The 19,413-nt window shown below is 72.9% G+C and carries 12 protein-coding genes; 6 read left to right on the top strand and 6 right to left on the bottom strand.

The window, feature by feature from the left end; translation table 11 throughout:
* A partial coding sequence (locus QMK28_RS29090) for an FtsK/SpoIIIE domain-containing protein (protein ID WP_326442650.1) occupies positions 1–1,704 on the top strand: 1,704 nt, incomplete at its 5' end.
* Between the two features lie 102 nt (positions 1,705–1,806).
* Here QMK28_RS29090 and QMK28_RS29085 read toward each other — a convergent pair.
* Both QMK28_RS29085 and QMK28_RS29080 read right to left on the bottom strand, forming a co-directional pair.
* On the bottom strand, positions 1,807–2,112 hold the full coding sequence (locus QMK28_RS29085; RefSeq protein WP_326442648.1) for a hypothetical protein: 306 nt from the start codon (positions 2,110–2,112) through the stop codon (positions 1,807–1,809).
* A gap of 82 nt (positions 2,113–2,194) precedes the next feature.
* Complete coding sequence (locus QMK28_RS29080; protein WP_326442646.1) at positions 2,195–3,187, bottom strand: hypothetical protein; 993 nt, start codon at positions 3,185–3,187, stop codon at positions 2,195–2,197.
* 270 nt (positions 3,188–3,457) lie between these two features.
* Between QMK28_RS29080 and QMK28_RS29075 the strand changes: the two genes are divergently transcribed.
* From QMK28_RS29075 to QMK28_RS29065, 3 genes are all read left to right on the top strand, one after another.
* The gene (locus QMK28_RS29075; protein WP_326442644.1) at positions 3,458–9,454 is read left to right on the top strand and encodes a putative T7SS-secreted protein; all 5,997 of its coding nucleotides are present in this window, start codon (positions 3,458–3,460) and stop codon (positions 9,452–9,454) included.
* The gene (locus tag QMK28_RS29070) at positions 9,451–12,234 is read left to right on the top strand and encodes a right-handed parallel beta-helix repeat-containing protein (protein ID WP_326442642.1); all 2,784 of its coding nucleotides are present in this window, start codon (positions 9,451–9,453) and stop codon (positions 12,232–12,234) included. Before QMK28_RS29075 ends, QMK28_RS29070 begins: the two co-directional genes overlap by 4 nt.
* 151 nt (positions 12,235–12,385) lie before the next feature.
* Positions 12,386–13,360, top strand: a complete 975-nt coding sequence (locus QMK28_RS29065; protein WP_326442641.1) for a hypothetical protein — start codon at positions 12,386–12,388, stop codon at positions 13,358–13,360.
* A 149-nt stretch (positions 13,361–13,509) separates the two neighbouring features.
* Here the strand turns inward: QMK28_RS29065 and QMK28_RS29060 are convergent, their stop codons facing one another.
* From QMK28_RS29060 to QMK28_RS29050, 3 genes are all read right to left on the bottom strand, one after another.
* Positions 13,510–14,430, bottom strand: a complete 921-nt coding sequence (locus QMK28_RS29060) for a D-alanyl-D-alanine carboxypeptidase family protein (protein WP_326442640.1) — start codon at positions 14,428–14,430, stop codon at positions 13,510–13,512.
* 82 nt (positions 14,431–14,512) lie between these two features.
* Complete coding sequence (locus QMK28_RS29055; RefSeq protein WP_326442638.1) at positions 14,513–15,229, bottom strand: HAD family hydrolase; 717 nt, start codon at positions 15,227–15,229, stop codon at positions 14,513–14,515.
* 25 nt (positions 15,230–15,254) lie between these two features.
* Positions 15,255–15,734, bottom strand: coding sequence for an Lrp/AsnC family transcriptional regulator (locus QMK28_RS29050; RefSeq protein ID WP_326442637.1), 480 nt, complete (start codon positions 15,732–15,734; stop codon positions 15,255–15,257).
* A 358-nt stretch (positions 15,735–16,092) separates the two neighbouring features.
* On the opposite strand from QMK28_RS29050, the gene QMK28_RS29045 reads away from it, so the two are divergent.
* Both QMK28_RS29045 and QMK28_RS29040 read left to right on the top strand, forming a co-directional pair.
* The gene (locus QMK28_RS29045) at positions 16,093–17,595 is read left to right on the top strand and encodes an FUSC family protein (RefSeq protein WP_326442636.1); all 1,503 of its coding nucleotides are present in this window, start codon (positions 16,093–16,095) and stop codon (positions 17,593–17,595) included.
* Between the two features lie 156 nt (positions 17,596–17,751).
* Positions 17,752–19,167, top strand: a complete 1,416-nt coding sequence (locus QMK28_RS29040; protein ID WP_326442635.1) for a nitric oxide synthase oxygenase — start codon at positions 17,752–17,754, stop codon at positions 19,165–19,167.
* A gap of 16 nt (positions 19,168–19,183) precedes the next feature.
* Here the strand turns inward: QMK28_RS29040 and QMK28_RS29035 are convergent.
* On the bottom strand, positions 19,184–19,413 hold a 230-nt coding region (locus tag QMK28_RS29035; protein ID WP_326442634.1), incomplete at its 5' end, for a hypothetical protein.

Raw genomic sequence — 19,413 nt, 5'->3', positions numbered from 1 at the left:
GAAGCGGCGACCGACCTGACCGCACTCGTGGAAGCCGTCCGGGAAGCCGCCGCCGACCTGCGGATCGCACCACAGCCCAGCCCCTGGCTGCCCCCGCTGCCGGGCGCCGTCGGCCTGCACGAACTGCCGCACCGCCCGGACCCGGCCGACGGCCGGCTGGCCCCCGTCCCCTGGGCGCTGGCCGACCTGCCCGGCATCCAACGCCAGGAGCCCCTGGAGCTGGACTTCTCCCGCTTCGGCCACCTCTACATCATCGGCACCCCGCGCTCCGGCCGCTCCCAGGCGCTGCGCACCATCGCCGGCGCACTGGCCCGCCGGCACTCCAGCGCCGACGTCCACCTGTACGGCATCGACGCGGCCGGCGGCGCGCTCGCCGCGCTCACGGCGCTGCCCAACTGCGGCGCGGTGGTGCCGCGGGCCGACATGGAACGGCTCAACCGGCTGCTGGCCCGGCTGCTCGCCGAGATGGGCAGCCGTCAGGAACTGCTCACCGCCCACGGCGTGGCGGACCTCGCCGAGCTGCGCACCCTGCTGCCCGCCGCCGAGCGGCCGGCCCACCTGGTGGTGCTGATCGACGGCTGGGACTCGCTGACCGCGCTGCTCGCCGACCACGACGGCGGCCGGCCGGTGCAGGAACTGACCGCGCTGATCCGCGAAGGCGCGCCCATGGGCGTCCATGTGATCGCCACCTCGGAGCGGGCCCTGCTCTCCGGCAAAGTCGCCTCCCTCAACGACGAACGGCTGCTGCTGCGGCTGACGGACCGCAGCGAGTACATGCTCGCCCAGATCCCGTCCAAGCAGATCCCGGCCGTCGTCCCGCCGGGGCGCGGCTGGCGGGGCGGCAACGGCACCGAGGTGCAGGTCGCCCTGCTCGGCGAGGCGACCGGCGCGCTGCCGACCGGCCGTGACCAGGCGGCGGCGCTCGGGAGGATCGGCGCGGAGGCCGCCCGCCGGGACAAGGACGTACCGGCCGCCCGCCGCCCGACGAAGGTGCTGAGCCTGCCGCGTCAGGTCAGCTTCACCGAGGCGTACGAGAAGGTGCCCGCGGCCCTGCGGCGTCCGCTGTGGGGGCTGCTCGGCATCGGCGGCGACGATCTCGGCCCGGTCGGGGTGGACTTCGCCTCCGACGCGCCGTCCTTCCTGATCAGTGGGCCGCCCGGAGCCGGGCGCTCGACCGCGCTGGCGAGCCTCGCGGTCTCGCTGCTCGCGGGCGGCACCCGGGTGGTCGCGATCACCCCGCGCGAGTCGCCGCTGCGCGGGCTGCGCCGGCACCCGCAGGCCGTCGTCCTCGAAGCGCCCGACCCGATGGCGGACGAGGTGCGCGAGGCGCTGGCGGCGGGGGACGGGCCGGCCGTGCTGCTGGTGGACGACGCGGACCTGCTGGCCCAGATGCCGTCCGCCGACTCGGTGCTCCGCGAGATCGCCGCCACCGGCCGGGACCGCGGCCTGGGCCTCGCCGCGGCAGCCACCGCGGAGACCCTGACCTCGGCGGGCATCGGCTGGCTGGGACAGGTCCGGCGGGTCCGCAAGGGCGTGCTGCTGTCGCCGCAGTCACCGGGGGAGGGCGACCTGCTGGGCGTCCGCATCCCGTACGACCTGCTGCGCGGACGGCCCACGCCCGGGCGCGGGCTGACGGTCGATCCGGTCACCGGCGCGCTGGTGTCGGTGCTCGTCCCGGAGACGGTGCTGCGGTCGGGCGGCTGACCCCCGCCCGTACGACGCCGCGCGGATACGACGCCGCCCGCGGTCGCTGACGAGGCGACCGCGGGCGGCGGCTTTCGTGGTGGGCGCACGCCCACCACGGCGTCAGGACTGGTTGGTGCTGGCCGCGATGTCGTGGTCCATCTTCTCGACGGACTCCTTGATCTTGGTGAACTGGGTGGCGAAGCTGTTGATGCTCTCCACCGCCTGCTGGAGCGAGGCCGTGAGCTTCTCGTAGGCCGCCTTCATGGCCGGGCTGCTCTGCTGCATGAACAGGCCGTTGTCCAGCAGTCCCTCGACGGACGTCTTGGTGCTGAGCAGATGCGGGTTGATGTCGTTCACCGCCTGGTTCATCACATTGGACACCCGGACGATCTCGGTGTAATCGAGGTTGATGTTGCCTGCGGCCATGGTGCGAGCTCCCTGCGTGGTGATGGGTGGGAAAGAACCGGCGGTGCGGTCGGGCGAACCGCCGGGTGAATCGGGGTCGTCCTCAGTCCTCGTCCTCGGACGGCTCCCAGCCGCTGTCCTGGCCGGCGGTGCTGCTCGTCCACTCCTCGGTACGGCCGTCGGTCACCGTGGTCTTGGTGCCGCTGCCGTCCTCCTTGACCTCGATGGTGGTGTTCACCTCGTGGCCGCCGATGTCGACCGAGGAGTGGGTCGTGCCCTGGACCGTGCCCTGTTCGCCGTCCTCGTCCGGGCCGACCGTCGTATAGGTGGTGCCGGAGTCCCGGTGGCCGGTGATGCTGTCGTAGACCGAGGTGGTGGTGCCGGTGGTGGTGCTCTCCTTGCCGTCACCGCTCTTGGTGACGCTGGAGAAGTAGTCCTTGGTGGTCTTGTCGTCGCCCGACTCCGTCACCTGTGAGTTGCCCGTGGTGGTGGTGACGTTCCCGTAGACATCGGTGGCCGTCGAGTCGTACGTGCCGTCGGGGTGGTAGTTGCTGGTGTCGGTCGCGGTCAGCCCGGTGTTGGTGTGGATGGTGGTGCTGATCTTCGTGGGCTTGCCGTCCGCGCCGTACTCGTAACTGGTGGTCGTGGTGTTGCCGTGGCCGTCGTCGGTGGTCCACTCGCCGGGGCGCTCACCGGGCGGCTTGGGGGCGTGCGGGTCGTTGGGGTCGACGGTGCCGTCGGCGACCTGCTTCTGCCAGTCGTCCCAGATCTCCTTCTGGGTCTTGTACAGATCAGCGGCGAGCGACGCCTCCTGTTTGCCGGCCTGTCCCGCCAGCCGGAAGTCCCAGTCCGCCCAGCCCTTGGCCACGCCCTCGTACAGCCCCCCGAGCTTCTCCAGCTTCTCCTCGGAGCGCTTGAAGGAGCCCTTCCAGATGCTGTAGTAGGCCAGGATGGCGCTCGACACACCGCCGGCCCCCACCTCTTCGGTGGCGTATTCCTGCTTGCTCTCCCGCGCCGCCTGGACCTGGTCCTTGAGGCTGCGGGCCTTCTTCGCGACGTCGTTGAGCAATTCGTAGTCGACGACGATGTCAGGCACGGTGACTCCCGGGGCCGGTTCAGCGATACGTTCACTGGTGAAACGCACCGGATGTGCGAACAGTTCAGCGGCAGGGCCGTGACCAGCGCAAGTACGGTGTGATGTCGTTCACAGAGTGAACCGAAGGCGCGGCGGGCTCGTATCCATAGTGTCCGGTGCGGCGAACAGGTGCGACCAACAGTGCGACGGGCGACGTGCTGCGTGCTGCGTCCCGTGCGGTGAACGGCGCCGGATGCGGGCGGCAGCCGACCGGCTTGTGGAGGGAAGACCTTGGGAACGCGTCCCGGCGACTGGAGCGCGCTCGGTATCGACGGAGATCCGGCACCCGGTGATCCCGCGACGCTGAACGCCATCGCTGACACCATGCGCGAGCTGGCCGCCGCGGCCGGCACCATCAACAGCGGGCTGCGCGAACTGCAGAACACCGCGGGTGACGGCCAGCGCTTCATCGGCCAGACCGCCGACCGGCTGCGCGACATGGTGGACGAGCACCTGTACAAGTTCGTCGGCCGGGTGGAGGAGTCCTTCCACAAGTCCGAGGCCGCCATCCGGACCTACTCCACCGCGGTCGGAAGCGCCCAGGACGAGGCGGACCGGGCGCTGTCCGGGGCCCAGGGGCTGCCCCCGGAAGACCCGCAGCGGCAGACCCTGAGTGAGAACGCGAAGGACGCGAAGTCGGACCTCGCCACCGCCGCCTCGGAACTGCGCAAGCAACTGCACGACGCGGGCGAGCTGATGGTCCAGCCCACCAGCGACTGCGACCTCTTCTGGGAGGTGTTCCAATGGCTCACGATCATCATTTCGGTGCTCGCGGTCTTCACCGGCGGCGCCCTGGGCATCCTGGCCTGGGCCATGAACGCCGCCCTGCTCATCAAGACCATCGTGGACTTCAGCCAGGGCAAGGCCAGCGGCCTCGAACTCGGCCTCGCCTTCCTCGGCGTGCTGTTCCCCAGCACCAAGGGCATCAACGTCGGCGCCCTGCTCAAGGGCCTCGGCAACAGTCTCAAGAGCGGGGTCGGCTCGCTCGCCGGGGCCGGCCGGAACATCTGGTCGCAGATCGGGCACTTCTCCGCGCTCTCCGGGCTGCCCAAGTTCGTGATCGCGCCGATGGTGGTCGGCGCACACCTCGCCCCAGTCCTGCGGATCGACCTGGGCGCGATGCTGCGCGGCTTCGGCTCGATGGTCAAGGGCGGCTGGGGCAACGCGCTCACCGCCATCGGCAAGGACTGGGCCACCGTCACCGGCGGCGTCAACGGCGCCTGGGCCAAAGCCGGCGCCTACGGGCTGGTCACCGTCCAGCGACTGGGACGGCTGACGGTGGCCACGCTGGTGCCCCTGAGGGCGACCGAGATCAGCGTTCTCGGCTTCGGCGGCGCGGCCCGGCTGGCCTTCGGCGAGCGGGTGCTGGGCATCTCGCAGCCGCATCTGCACCAGCTGTTGAACAACGCGGGCCGGACCGACGCCGCGCTGCGGGCCGGCGAGCCGCTCGCCCACACCGGCCCCGGCGCGATGGTCCCCATGTCCGCGATCACACCGCCCGGAGCGCACTTCACGCCGGGAGCCGCCGGCGGCGGCTCGCCGGCGCAGCTCTTCCGGCCGGGGACGGCCTTCTCCCCCCAGGGCATGGCCGGCCTCTTCCACATAGCCCTGGGCGGGCTGCCCACCGTCAACCTTCAGGGGCTCGGGCATGTGCTCCCCGGCATGGCGCACGGAGCCCTGTCCGTCGCGCCCGGAGCCGCCCTCCACGGCGGTCTCACCGCGGCGCTGCCGTCGGTGGGGGCGGGTGCGCACGGGTTGGCGGGCGGGGGAGGACACGGGTTCGCGGGGGCGGGAACGCACGGGTTCGCGGGAGCGCCCGGATCGGCGGGGGCGCACGGGTTCTCGGGAGCGCCCGGCTTCGACACGGCCGCGCACGGCTTCGGCACACCCTCGGCCGTGGGCGGCCTCGGCCACGCGCCCGGCCTGCACCTGACAGGCATGGGCGCCGGCTCGCCCGACGGCCTGGGGACCGGCGCAGCCGGCCTGCTGACCCCGCCCGCGCCGCACGGGATGACCACTTCACCCGGCGGACTCAGCGTGCCGGGCGCGGACGGCGGCTCCTCCAGCGCCGCACAGCTCATCCACCAGACCGACCTGGCCGCGGGCCACGTACGGCTTGAGAGCAATCTGCTGCTGCCCGGCCACACCGCCGTCGACCTGCTGAGCGACGCGCACGGCGGGTCCTCGGCGCTCCCGCACCTCGCTGAGGCGTCCGGGAGCGTGCACGTGGGCAGCACGACCACCGGCATGACCTCCGCGGGCGGTGCGACTTCCGCAGTCGGAATGGGAGGCGGGGTCACGCTCGCCCGCGGCGCGGTCGGCCACGCCGAGGCGCTGAACGATATGACGTTCCCCGAACTCAACGCGCTGGCCCTCGGCGACGTGGCCGTCACCGCCATCCGGCACGACGGCATCACGCTGCGCGTCGGCGACGCCGAACCCCGCACGATCGACGGCCAGTCGGTCGCGGCGACCGCACCGGTCGGCCACGTCCCGGCCGGACTCCCCGGGACGGCGACTTCCGCGGGGATGCCGCACCCCGCCGGGCAGCACGTCGGCGCTGACGCCCCGAACCTGCCCGCCCCGGCCTCCTCCGCCCCGGCCTCCTCCGGCTCGGTGGCCGCGCGTGCCGCGGACGCGTCCGGCCGTCCGCCGTCGATCGTGCACACCGGCCTCCGTGTGGACAGCCCGGCCGTCACGAGCGGTGCGCACGACGGCCCGAGCGGGCTGCCGCTCTCCCGCCCCGAGCCCCGGCCCGGCCAGTCCGCACACCACCTGGCGATGGATCTCCTCCGCGGTGACGACGCGGTGCGGCCCTCGCCCACCGGGCTCAGCGTCCAGAGCACCGCGGCGGCCGGGATCTCCGCCCGGCCCGCGCTGGACGTCGCAGGCTCGGCCGCCGCGAAGCCGGCCGACGACGCCCTCGACCTCATCGCCCACCCGGGCGGCTCCGCACCGGCTCCGGTGTCGCGGGCGGTGGGGCCGGTGGCTGATGCTCCGGTGCCGAAAACGGTGGGGCCGGTGGCTGATGCTCCGGTGCCGAAAACGGTGGGGCCGGTGGCTGATGCTCCCGTGTCGAAGTCGGTCGCCCCGACGTCCGAAGCCCCCGTGCCGCAGACCGCCGACCGTCCCCAAGGCCCGCCGCCGAACAACGGCAAGGGCAAGCAACGCGCCGTCCAACCGCACACTCCTTCAAGGGACATGGAGGGCATCGGGACCGACACCCCACACCCCTCCGTCATCACCGCACCCCAGAAGGGCTCGTTCGGGGGCTTCGCGGCCGCCGCCGCCATGAACCAGCGCATCCGGGCAGGGCACCTGCTCATCCTCGGCGGATCGACCGGCACCGAGGCGGTGGCCAAGCTCAACGCCTGGGCCGGCTACGAGCGTTCGCTCACCGACCTGGCCAAGGCAGGGCGGCTGATGGAGCGGCAACCGCCGCTGCCGGGCCATGGCTCCTCCACCGGGCCGACCGTCGTACACCTCGCAGCCCTGGAGCGGCTGGACACCGCCCGTAAGGCAGTCGACGCGGCGGGGTCCGGGCTCGACCGTCTCGGCATCGACGCCGCGGCGACGCGCCTGGAGATGCAGTCCATCACCGGGAAGATCTTCAGCGAGCGGGGTGGGCTCCTCGGGGGCGCCCACTCGGCGCCGACGTCGCATCCCACCGCCGTCGCGAAGGACCCGGTCCCGATGGACATCGATTGGCCCTCCTCCGCTTCCACTTCTTCCACCTCTTCCACTTCTTCCACCTCTTCCACCTCTTCCACCTCCTCCTCGGTATCCGTATCCGAATCCGACGCGATGGACGTGGACGTCCCCGCGCCCACATCGGCGGCGGCCGGCGCCGGCGCTCCGCCCGCGCGCCCCACCGGGGGCGTCCGCCCGTGGCGGCCGGACGGGCCCAACCCGCCCGGGGAGCAGCACACCCTGGTCAACGACGCCTTCGCCGGGCTCGGCAGCGGCGGGCACGGCAGCGGCGGGCACGGGCCGATGTCCGGCACCGAATACCTGGACTGGGTGCGCAAGAGCGTCGAGGACTCCCGCCCGGTCGCCTACGTGGTCAACTCCATCGTTCACCACAGCGAACTCGGCGGGCTGCCGGACTTCCTGAACTCGATCACCCACGGCCTGCGCGGATTCGACGACCGGGTGGCCGTCGTCGTCGGAGTCAACGGCGCGAGGGACGCGCTGCCGCAGATCCGGGCCGCCATGAACCAGGCGCTCGGCCAGACGACGTTCGCGCGCCCCCTGGCACTGGTCGCGACCCCGCTGCCGCCCTTCCGCGAAGGCCACTTCCCGTACGGCACCGCCCGCAACGCCGTCCTGACCAGCCCGGCCGCCCGCCATCTGGCGCACACCATGATGGCGAACGACGCCCATCCCTACTTCTCCATCATGGACTTCGACGCGTACCCGCACACCGTCCCCGGCGGCGGCCACGTCTTCGAGCACTTCGACTCCGTGCTCCGCGCGGGCGACAGCCCCGGGTTCACGCCGCTGCGACCGCTGATGATGTCCGGCGGCTACCGGATGCCGGACCTCGCGCCCGGCGTGGCCGACCGGCTCGTCGCCGAGACCAACGTCCGCATCGACGCGGACGCGCCGAAACAGACCGCGGGCCCGGTGACGAAGGGCGGCAAGAAGGACAAGGGCCCGGTCAGCGCTGACTTCCTGCCCACCCTGGACCAGCGCATCCGGCTGGACATGCGGGTGCGCACCCGGCTCGCCGGCCTCCACCCGCAACTGCCGTACTCGCCGGAGCCGAACCTGTTCGTGGACGCCGCCGCGACCATGCTCGACGAGAGCACCCTGCCCGCGGTCCGGTTCGGCGCGGGCGCGGGCGAGTTCCAGGGCATGAGCGAGACGCTGAACAAGCTCAACGCCTGGGAACTGGACAAGGATCTGCCCCTCACCGGCAACCCCGCGGCCGACGCGGCGCAGCACACCCTGCGGGAGATCGCCGCCGCCAACCACACCCTGCCGGCGCGCGGCACGCCGTTCGTCACCGACTTCGAGGGCGCGGCGACGGCGACCGATCTGTCCCGGCTGATGAAGGGCCTGTGGAAGGACGGCAAGCTGCCGCAGGACCACGCGGCGCTGAAGAACCCCCTCGACCGGCTGTTCAACCGGGACGCTCTGGGCGGCGGCCAGAACGTTCAGTCCGGGCGCTCCGGGCTGGAGCTCGCCCCGCACCGCGACGACTGGATCAAGGCGAAGTACGACCAGCTCGGGACCTCCAACGACCCGCTGTGGCCGGTGCATCAGCGGCCGGGGGAGCCCTCGCGCAACGTCACCTCCGCGCGACTGGCCGCCGGCCTCGACCCGCGGCTGGGGATTCCGGGCACGAACCCGGTGGGCCTGGCGGTCTCCGCCAAGGTGCCCGGCAGCCCGGCGCTCTGGGCCGGCATCACGCCCAACGACGTCCGGCTGTTCTCGCAGACCCTGGCCCTCAGCTCCGACGGCGCGCATCTGCTGCGGCACCTGCGGTACTTCGCGCACGAACACCTGCCGACGAGGACCCTCGACATGACGCCGGGATCCCTCTTCCACGCACTCGACCAGGCCGGCGCCACCGCGGCCGGCCTGGACCCGGTGAGGATGCTCGACACGCTCATCGCGAAGGTGAAGACCCCGACGGTCCTCAAGAGGATGGCCGACGGAGCGAACAAGGTCGGTCTGGGCGTGGAGGACTTCTTCGTCAGGCTGGTCACCGGGCGCATCCATCCGCCGTCCGACACCTTGCAGGGCCTGCGCGCGTCGCAGGAGGCGTTCTCCATGGAGCAGAGCGGCCTGCACCTGCTGGAGCACTACGCGGCGGCGCTGGGCAAGGACATCAAGCTCACCGGCCCGGACGGCGTCGAGCACACCGTGAGCCGCCCGGGCGCGGGCAAGCGCTCCCGCGACGACGTGCTGGCGATCGACTGGAACACCGGGCCCGAGGGCGGCTGGACCGCGCACTTGCCGGACTCCTCCGCACCGGGCCGGGCCGGGCCCCGAGGCGGCGACAGCGCTGCGCCGGGTGGGTCCGGCGAGGCGAGCGGATCCGGCGAGCCACGCCCCAAACGCTCCCGCCCGAACGTCTCGCGCGCCCCCGCGCCGCCGCCCGACGTGGATATGCCCGATGTGGATATGTCCGGCCTCGACATCCGCCGGGACCTGGCGGACCTCACTCTCGACGAGCCCCGGGCCCACCGCCCCGACCAGTCCAACGAAGGCGCGCCATGACGCCGTACCCCGCCGTCCGCACCGCGGCGGTCCACCATGTCGCCGACCGCGGCCCGCACGCCCACCGCACCATCGCCGCCGCGCTGCTGGCAGCCGGCGACGGCGACGAGATCCGGATCGCGCCGGGCGTCTACCGCGAGTGCCTGCGGGTCGAGGGCCGGGTCACTCTGCTGCCCGCGCACGACTCCGCTGACGGGGACGGGACCGCGAACGGGGCGGACGCGGGGACCGGAGCCGCCCCCGGCCGGGTGACACTGGCCGCCGACTCCGAGCGGCCCGCCGTCGAGGTGCTCCCCGGCGGCCGACTGACCGTTCGGAACCTGACCGTACGGGGCGCCGCCGCCGACCGCGCGGCCGTCCTGCTCTCCGGCGGCACCACCGACTGGTCCGGCGGCGGCATCGCCCGGGGACGGCTGGAAGCGCTGGGCGACGCCGGACTGGACCTGCGCGACGCCCGGTTGACCGGCGCCGCGCTCGCTGGTGTGCTGCTGCGCACCACCGGGGCCGTCCGGTTGACCGACTGCCTGCTGGACGGCGCGGACGGCACCGGCCTCGTGGCGGGCGGCGGCACCGCCCTGGAACTCGTCCGCACCGAGATCCGCGCCGCCTCCGGATCGGGGCTGCGGGTGCGCGAGGACGCCCGGGCGGTGCTGCGCGACTGCGCGCTGGTACGCCCGGGACGCAGCGGTCTGCTGGTCGAGGACCGGGCGGCGGCGCTGCTGGCCGACTGCCGGGTGCGGGACTGCGGCGGCGAGGCGGTGCGCGTCCTGGGCAGCTCGCCGCTCCCGGACGCCGCCTTCGACGAGGGCGCCGTCCCCGCCGGGGCGACGGGCGGGCTGGTGCTGCACGGCTGCGAGCTGTCGGGATCGGGCGCCGACGCGCTCGCCGCCACCGGCTCCGCCGAGGTGCTGGTGCTGGCGACCACGCTGCGCGACTGCGCGGGCTCGGCGGTGGCCGCCGGTTCGGCTTCCCGGGTGCGGATGGTCGACTGCCGGATCGTACGGACCTCCGGCGCGGCCCTGATGGTCGAGGGCGCCGCTCAGCTCTCCGCGACGGAACTCACCGTGCGCGGCTCCGCGGCCAACGGCCTGGTCGCCACCGACGACAGCACGGTCCGGCTGACGGACTGCGAGTTGCGCGACTGCCGGTTCAGCGCGGTGCACCTCGGCGGCCGCACCCACGCCGTCCTGACCCGGCTGCGGGTGAGCGTCACCCCGGAGCACGGGGTGCACGCCGTGGCCAACGCCGGACTGGAGCTGACGGACGCCCGGATCGCCGATTGCGGCATGTCCGGGCTGGACCTCGCGGAGGAGGCTGTCGCCGAGGTGAGCGGGCTGGCCGTGCAGCGCTGCCGGGCCGGGATCATCGCGCGATCCGCCGGCCCGGTGCGGCTGTCGGAGTGCGAAGTGGCCGACGCCGAGCGGGCGGCGGTCACCTTCGGCCCCGGTGACGTCGAGCTGACGGGCGGCAGAGTGCTGCGGCCCGGCACCGCCGGCCTGGTCGTCGAGGCGAACGCCGGGCCCACGGCCGCCGGCGTCGAGATCCGTCAGGCGGCGGGGTCGGGGGTGGTGGTCGCGGGCGGCGCCCGGCCGCTGCTGCGCGATGTACGGATTCTGCGTCCGGGCAAGAACGGGCTGATCGTCGACGCGGGCGGCGGCGGTGAATTCGAGGACTGCGAGATCGTCGGGCCCGGCTTCCCCGCCGTGCATCTCGGAGCGTCGGCCACACCGGTGCTGCGCCGGATGCGGGTTCGCGACGCGGCCGAGGACCTGAACGCCGACGCCGGTGCCCGCCCGGTCGTGGACGACTGCCTCTCCAGCGGTGTGCGGGACGCGCGGTGGCCCGAAACCGCTCCGGTGGCACCGGCGGTGACGGGCGGCGGGGAACCGCCGGCTGTGGAGGCGTCAGCCCAGACGGAGACCTCCCCCGAGGAGGCCGCCGCGGCCTCCGGGGAGAGCCTGCCCGATCTGCTCGGCGAACTGGAGCGGCTGGTCGGGCTCGCGCGCGTCAAACAGGATGTGTCCTCGCTGGTCAAGCTGATGCGCATGGTGCAGCGGCGCAGCGCCGCGGGCCTGGCCGCGCCGCCGCTCAGCCGCCATCTGGTCTTCGCCGGCAACCCCGGCACCGGCAAGACGACGGTGGCCAGGCTGTACGGCAGGATCCTGGCGGCTGTGGGGCTGCTGGAGCGCGGCCACCTGATCGAGGCCGACCGGTCCGCGCTCGTCGGCGAATACGTCGGGCACACCGGGCCGAAGACCCAGCGGGTCTTCCAGAAGGCCATGGGCGGGGTGCTGTTCATCGACGAGGCGTACTCGCTGGCCCCGGCGGGCGCGGCGGGCGGCAATGACTTCGGCCAGGAGGCCGTCGCCACGCTGGTCAAGCTGATGGAGGACCAGCGGGACTCGGTGGTCGTCATCGTGGCCGGCTACCCGGCGGAGATGGAGCACTTCATCGACTCCAACCCCGGGCTGTCCTCCCGCTTCAACCGGACTCTGCTGTTCGAGGACTACGGGACCGAGGAGCTGGTGCGGATCGTGGAAGAACAGGCGGCTTCGCACCAGTACGAGCTGACCGACCCGGCCCGCTCGTTGCTCGTCGGCTACTTCGACCATCTGCCCAGGGACGCCCGTTTCGGCAACGGCCGCTCCGCGCGGCAGACGTTCCAGGCGATGACCGAACGGCAGGCGTACCGGGTCTCGGAGGTCGAGGCGCCTTCCGACGGCGACCTGATGACCCTGTCCGAACTCGACGTACCCGAACTGCCCGAGCCGCCGGTGTGAGCGGGGACAGCAGGTGCGCGGGGGCGGCCGGATCGTCCGCGCGCGGGTGATCGTAAGGTGGCCGAACGTCCGACTCACGGACCGCACCGAGCAGTTGACCGATCATCAGGAGGCAGTCGCTTTGACCGATCCGAGCAGCAAAGAGCATGTGGTGTCCGACCCAGAGAACGCCGGGTTCGCCGAGGCGTTCTCCCGGCGGACCCGGATGCCGCTGCGCGCGCTGGTCCCCGGCCGTCGGGTGTGGGCCGCGGCGGCCGGCGTGCCTCTCATGGCGGGGCTCACGGCCGGCGCGGTGGTGCTGGTGTCGGTGGGCGTCGCCAATCTCCACTTCGGCGGTGGCTCCGGCGCCGAAACGGTCGCCTCGAAGGGCGCCGCCGACCGCCCCACGAAGTCCTCGCAGAGCAGGCAGGGCGGCAAGGCGAGCACGCCCACGCCCAGTGCGGACAAGAAGGCGGAACCGGACAAGAGCGATCCCGGCGGCGGGCCGGGAACGGCGCCGCACGGTTCGGTGCGGGGCGCCGAGGGGGCGCCGGAACCGAGCAAGCCCGCCCCCACCCGGAAGCCCGCCCCGGCCGCGGGCCGGGGCGGCGGCGTCGTACAGAGCGCCGCGACCTACGACTCCGTGGCCGGACCCAGCTGCCCCACCCCGAGCAGGGGCGGCTACTACGAGCAGAACCGTTTCAACGACGGCGGCCACGGGTGGTACAACCTCACCGGAGGCGGCTACAGCGACAGCGGCTGCACCGGAGTGTTCGCGTCGGTGCCGGTGTCGGGTGACAGGAACAAGGACGGCAACAGCCGGGTCATGTGGTGGTGGGAGCCGGGCCCGGGCTCGCGCAGCTGCGCGATCTCGGTGTACGTCCCCAGGGGCCCCAGCGACCGCGACGTGGCCGGGCGTCCGACGACCTACGACGTCCTGACGGACCCCTTCGACCCGACGACGAAAGTCGGCGGCTTCACCGTCGACCAGATCGCACATCGCGCGAGCTGGGTCGGCGTCGGAACCTTCGCCGTCAAGGGCGGGAAGATCGGCGTGAAGCTGCTCGACCGGGGGGACGACGCGTCCTCCGGGATGCCGGACGCCCACCACGCGGCGGGACAGATGAAGGTCAACTGCCACGCCTGAGCGGTTGGCCCGGCCCGACGGGCCGCCGGATCGGCTCCGCCGCACTGAGCGGCGGAAGCGCGTCCGCGTGGCCCGCAGACACAGATCGGCGCCGCGGCGGACTGTCGGAACAGTCCAGCCGCGGCGCCGACCGCTGGTCCGCTGAGCCCCTAGTCCTGCTGGGCGCCCTGCGGGAGCGAGCGCCACGACACCGAGGTGCGCGTGTTGAAGGCCCAGTCCAGCATCTTCTTCGCGTCCGGGTAACGCTTCGCGGAGTCGTTCAGGATGACCCCCACGACCGTGCGGCCGCCTCGCTTGGCGGCGAACACCAGGCACGGGCCCGCGGCGGTGCCGGTCCCCGTCTTGATGCCCAGCGCGCCGTTGTACGAGCCGAGCAGCTTGTTCGTGTTGTACCAGGTGTACGTCCGGCCGGTGGTCGCCTTCTGCTTGGTGCTGGTCGCCTTGACGACCTTGCCGAAGGTGCCGTTGCCGATCGCGTGCCGGGCCAGCTTCGCCATGTCGCGCGGCGTGGTGTAGTTGTTGCCACCGCCGGAGATGCCGTCGAAGGAGTCGTACTTGGTCTTCGTCAGACCCAGCGACGACGCCTTCTTGTTCATCTGGGTGATGAACGACTTGACGCGGATCTTCATCGTGCTGCCGTGGCCCAAAGTGTCGGCGAGCGCGTACGCCGCGTCGCAACCCGAGGGCAGCATCAGGCCGTACAGCAGCTGCCTGACGGTGAGCTTGTCACCCTTGCGCAGGTCGGCCGTGCTGGCACCCTCACGGGTGACGTAGTCGCGGTAGGCCTGCTTGACGGTGACCTTCTTATTGAGGTCCACGCCCCGGGTGTCGAGCACCACGACCGCGGTCATGACCTTGGTCGTGCTGGCCATCTGACGCTTGGTGCCGGCGGCCTTCCCCCACAACGCCTTATTGGTGCCGCTGTCGAGCAGGTACGCGCCCTTGGCCGCGACGCCCGACGGACCGGTCGCGGCCTGCGCCGCGCCGGCCGGCAGCATGACCGCCAGCGCCGCCGCCGAAGCGATGACAGCGGCCCCCAACCGGCGAACCGGTCTTCCCCCACGTTCCATTGATGCTCCATTCCATCGCGATCAGATGAGATCGAGGTGATGTTCCCACCGAGAGGTATGCGAGGGAAAGTCGGGGTCGCGCTCAGTGTCCGGTGACGGCCCACTCATAGGCCGCAGCGGAGTCGAAATCGTCCTGGCCGCCGGCGAACAGCAGCCCCGCCGCGGCGAAGGCGGGCCCGGCCGCCGTGCCGCGGACATACGGAATCGCGATGCAGCGCATGCCCGCCCGGTGCGCCGCCTCCACGCCCGGCGCCGCGTCCTCCAGCACCACGCAGTCCGCGGGCTCGGCGTTCAGCAGCCGGGCCGCCTCCAGGAAGACGTCCGGCTCGGGCTTCCCTCGCCCGACCTCCTCGGCGGAGACGTACGTCGTCACGAACGCGTCCAGCCCGGTGATGCCCAGCACCGCCTCGATCGCGGCCCGCGAGGAACCGGAGGCGACCGCCGTCGGGTGCCCGGCCGTGTGCACGCGCTCCGCGAACTCCCGCATCTTCGGGAAGGCCTCGGTGGCAGCGCCCGCCAGCTCCAGATAGAGACGGTTCTTCTGCGCGAGCAGTTCCTCGACGGGCGCCTCGATGCCGTACTCGCAGGCCAGCGTCTCCAGCGTCTCGCGGGTGCCGATCCCGATGAACCGGGTGTGCTGCTCCCAGGAGAAGTCGCGCACGCCGTAGCGCTCCAGGAGCAGCCGCCCCGCCTCGTAGTAGTTCGGCTCACTGTCGACGAGCGTGCCGTCCAGATCGAAGATCACGGCAGGGGCGCGTGCCGGGCGCGGGGGCTCGGGCTGAAGGCGGGGAGTGCTCATGGGCACCAGCATGCCAACCGCGCGATCACGTCCGGTCGCGAGCCGCTCCGATCGCCTCGACCAGCGGCAGCATCCGGTACGGCACGCGCTCGCGCAGCGCCATCTCGGTACGGGTGCGGACCACGCCGGGCAACTGGATCAGGCGCTGGATGACGTCCTCCAGGTGCCCGTTGTCCCGGGCGACCACCCGGGTCAGCAGATCCCCGCCGCCGGTGATCGAGAACGCCTCGATGATCTCCGGGGTCTCGGCCAGCGCGTCGCCCACGTCGTCCAGGTGCCCCTGGGTGACCTCGATGTGCACGAAGGCCAGCACGGGGTGGCCGAGCGCGGCCGGGGACAGTCGCGGCCCGGTGCCGGTGATCACAAGGTCCCGCTCCAGCCGGTCGAGCCGGGCCTGCACGGTGCCGCGGGCGACGCCCAGCAGCCGCGCGTACTCCCGCACGCTGGTGCGCGGCTGCTCCAGCAGCAGCCGCAGGATCTTCGCGTCGAGCGTGTCCACAGCCATGGGCCAACGGTTCCTTCGTGGTCGGTTCCTTGGGATCACAACTGTACCAATGGCCCAGTGATAGGGGTGTCGGTTGAGCCAGTGGGCTGATCAATGCTTTGCTCTGCTTAACGATGGCGTTGCGCTGGACTGCGTCGGACGGCAAGGAAGCCGCCTCCGAACCCCCGCAGCGCCTTTGCCATGCCTGCCGGGGGCGCGCCACTGCCGCGCCCGCCCCACCCACCACCGCGTGCGCGCCAGGCGCACACACCACCGCGTGCGCTCCAGGGCGCACGCACCCCCGAGTACGCCCCACGCGTACCCGGCACCATGTCCGTGTCAGCGGAGAGAAGGGGGCGGGTCCACCGCTTTGAAGAGAATGTTCGTGGCTCCGGATCCGGGGCGGCTGCGACTGCGCACCTCGGCGCGCGCCGTCATCGGGATCGCCCTCGCGGTCACCGCCGCCGAACTGTCCGGCCTCTCGCTGCCCGCCTCCATCACCGGAGGCCTGGCCGCGCTGCTCGCGCTCTTCACCGTCGGCGACGCCACCGTGGGCCGCCAAGCGCTCACCACCGCCCTGCTGCCCGTCGTGGGCTTCCCGGCGCTCGCGCTCGCCGCCTCGCTGCACGGGACGCCGCAGCTGCGCGACGCGGCCTTCCTCGCCGTCGTCTTCATCGGCGTCTACGCACGGCGCTGGGGCCCGCGCGGCCACGCGCTCGGCATTTTCGCGTTCATGATGGTCTTCGCGACCCAGTTCCTGCACGCCCTCCCCGCCCAGCTCCCGCAGCTGTACGCGGCCGTCCTGATGGCCCTGGCCGCCTCCGCCCTGGTCCGCTTCGGCGCGTGGTGCATCGAGCGGCGCAGCCCCCCGCCGGCCGTCCCGGCGCCGCACGCCGCCCGCGGCCTGGCCCGCTCGACCACCCGGCAGGCATTCCAGGCCACCATCGCCTGCGGCTTCGCCCTAGCCGTCGGCCAGCTGGTCTCCGGCGAACGCTGGTACTGGGCCGTCGGCACCGCCTGGTGGATCTTCGTCAACACCGCCTCGCGCGGCGAGACCCTGGTCCGCGGCTTCCGCCGGGTGCTGGGCACGGTCGGCGGCATCGCCGTCGGGCTGATCGTCGCCGTACCGCTGCACGGCGCTCCCGCGCCCACCACCGCCCTGGTCGCGGTCTGCGTCTTCGGCATCTTCTATACGGCCGGTCCCTCGTACAGCTGGATGATGTTTTTCGTGACCGTCATGGCCGGACTGCTCTACGGGCTGCTGGGCGTCCTGCACCCCGGCCTGCTCGCGCTGCGCTTCGAGCAGACCGCCGTCGGCGCGATCGGCGCGGCCCTCGCCGTCGCCGTCGTGCTGCCCGTCACCACCCACGCGGCCACCGACGCCTGGATCCAGCGCGCCCTGCACTCGCTGCGGCACTGCACCACCGAGGCGGCCCAGCGGCTGGCCGGCCACCCGGTCGCGGACCCGACGCCGCACGTCGCCGAGCTGGAGCTGTTGCTGGGGAAGGTACGCGTCTCGCTGGCCCCGCTGGTGCACCCGCTGAACCCGCTGCGGGCCCGCAAGGCCCGCGCCCGGCAGGTCCTCGCCCTGCTGGACGACTGCGCCCGGCAGGTACGCGGCCTCGCCGAGGTGGCCGCCGACCCGGACGCCTCGCACGATGCCCGGCTGACCGCCGCCTGCCAGCGGGTCGAGGCGGTGGTGCACCGCCTGGTCGCCCCCGGTGCCGAGCCGCACTCCACGCCGGTCGCACTCGCGGGCGTACCGCATCACCACCCCGGCGCGGAGCGCGCGCTGACACATCTGCACAGCCTGGAAGCGGCGCTCGCCGACCTCGCCGCGCCCCTGCGGAGCGCTCCACGCGCCCCCTTTGCGCCCTCCTGACCTGGGACTTCGCCGCACACCCGGTGCGCGGGGCGCATGCCCCGTGCACGAACAGGGTGGATCAGCGCACGCACGGGGTAGTCCGGCCGCGTCGCATGTGACACACGCCGGCCGCGCGGGAGCGGCCGGTGACCACCACCGTTGGGGGTGCGCGCCATGCAGAATTTCCTGCGCCGGAAAGTGACCGGACCGGGAAAAGCCACCATCACCGATCCCTTCCCCGAGCCGCACCAACGAGCCCGCGGAGCCGACACCGACCTTGCCCCGGCCGGCCTCGCCCGCTGCCCCGCCGGGCACCCCGACGCACCGCCGCCCCAGGACGCGCGGCGCGAGCCGGGCGAGGTGTGGCGCGAAGCCGAGGAATTCATCCGGCTGCACCACAGCGAGGAACCCCGTGCCTCCCAGGCCTCCTGCGCCTCTTGCGCAGCCGGTGGCGCGGAGCCGGCCCGGCGCCTGGCGCAGGTGCGCGAAGAGATCGAGGAGACCGGAACCTACCGGCACACCCCCGAGGAGCTGGCGTTCGGCGCGCGGGTCGCCTGGCGCAACAGCAACCGCTGCATCGGCCGGCTCTACTGGCGCTCGCTCCAGGTCCGCGACAGGCGGCACGTCGCCGACGCGGCGGGGATCGTCCGGGAGTCGGCGGAACACCTGCGCCTCGCGGGCAACACCGGCCGCATCCGCCCGCTGATCACCGTCTTCGCCCCGGACGAACCGGCCCGCAGCGGGCCGCGCATCTGGAACGAACAGCTCATCCGGTATGCCGGATACCCGGGCGCGGCGGGAGCCGGGCCAGGCAGCGGGGGAACCGCCGAGGCCGAGGCCGACGCCGGCGCCGGCGCCGGCTCCGGCTCCGCCGAGGCAGCCGCCGAGGACCGCCCCGTCCACGGCGATCCACGCAACGCCGGCCTCACCGCCCTCGCGCTGCGCCTCGGCTGGCCCGGCGGCCCCGGCAGCCCCTTCGACGTACTGCCCCTGCTGGTCGAAGGGCGCGACGAACCGCTCGACTGGTTCGAGCTGCCGCCCGACGCGGTGCTCGAAGTGGAGCTGGAGCACCCCGAAGCGGACGGCTGGGCCGAGTTCGGCCTGCGCTGGCACGCCGTTCCCGCCATCGCCAACATGTGTCTGGAGGTCGGCGGCGTCTGCTACCCGGCCGCGCCCTTCAACGGCTGGTACATGGGCACCGAGATCGGCGCGCGCGACCTCGCCGACACCGACCGCTACGACCTGCTGCCGCGCATCGCCGACCGCCTCGGCCTGGACACCACCAGCGCCCGGTCGCTGTGGAAGGACCGCGCGCTCGTCGAGCTGAACCGGGCCGTGCTGCACTCATTCGACCGGGACGGGGTCACGATGGCCGACCACCACACCGAGTCGCTGCGCTTCCTCTCTCACCTGGAGCGGGAACGGAGCCGGGGGCGCAAGGCGGGCGCGGACTGGTCCTGGATCGTGCCGCCGATGTCCGGCGCGGCCACCCCGGTCTTCCACCGCAGCTACGACCCCACCGAGCGCCGCCCCGCCTATGTCCACCACCCGGAGGCGCGGGCCCGCTCCCGAGGAGAGGAACTGGTCTAGACCCAATACCGGTGTTTTAGGGCTTCGTCCGTGGGGTTGGGGCTGTTTTGGTGGGCTTGGCGAGCGTGACGACGGGGGTGTCCGGGCGAGGCGAGTTGTTGTGTTCGGTGCGTTTGAGGGCCCAGTTGGACATTTTGCGTTTGATCACTCGCGGGTTGGAGCGTGGCCGTCGTGGCTCCAGGAGACGTTCGGTGATCTCACGCAGGGTCCGCGTCAGCGCCCGGGTGAGCCGGGAGGGGGGAAAAG

This window comes from Streptomyces sp. H27-D2, assembly GCF_035828615.1.
Classification (GTDB): domain Bacteria; phylum Actinomycetota; class Actinomycetes; order Streptomycetales; family Streptomycetaceae; genus Streptomyces.
Note: the sequence above shows the minus strand (reverse complement) of the source record. Positions and strands in the feature narration are given on the sequence as shown.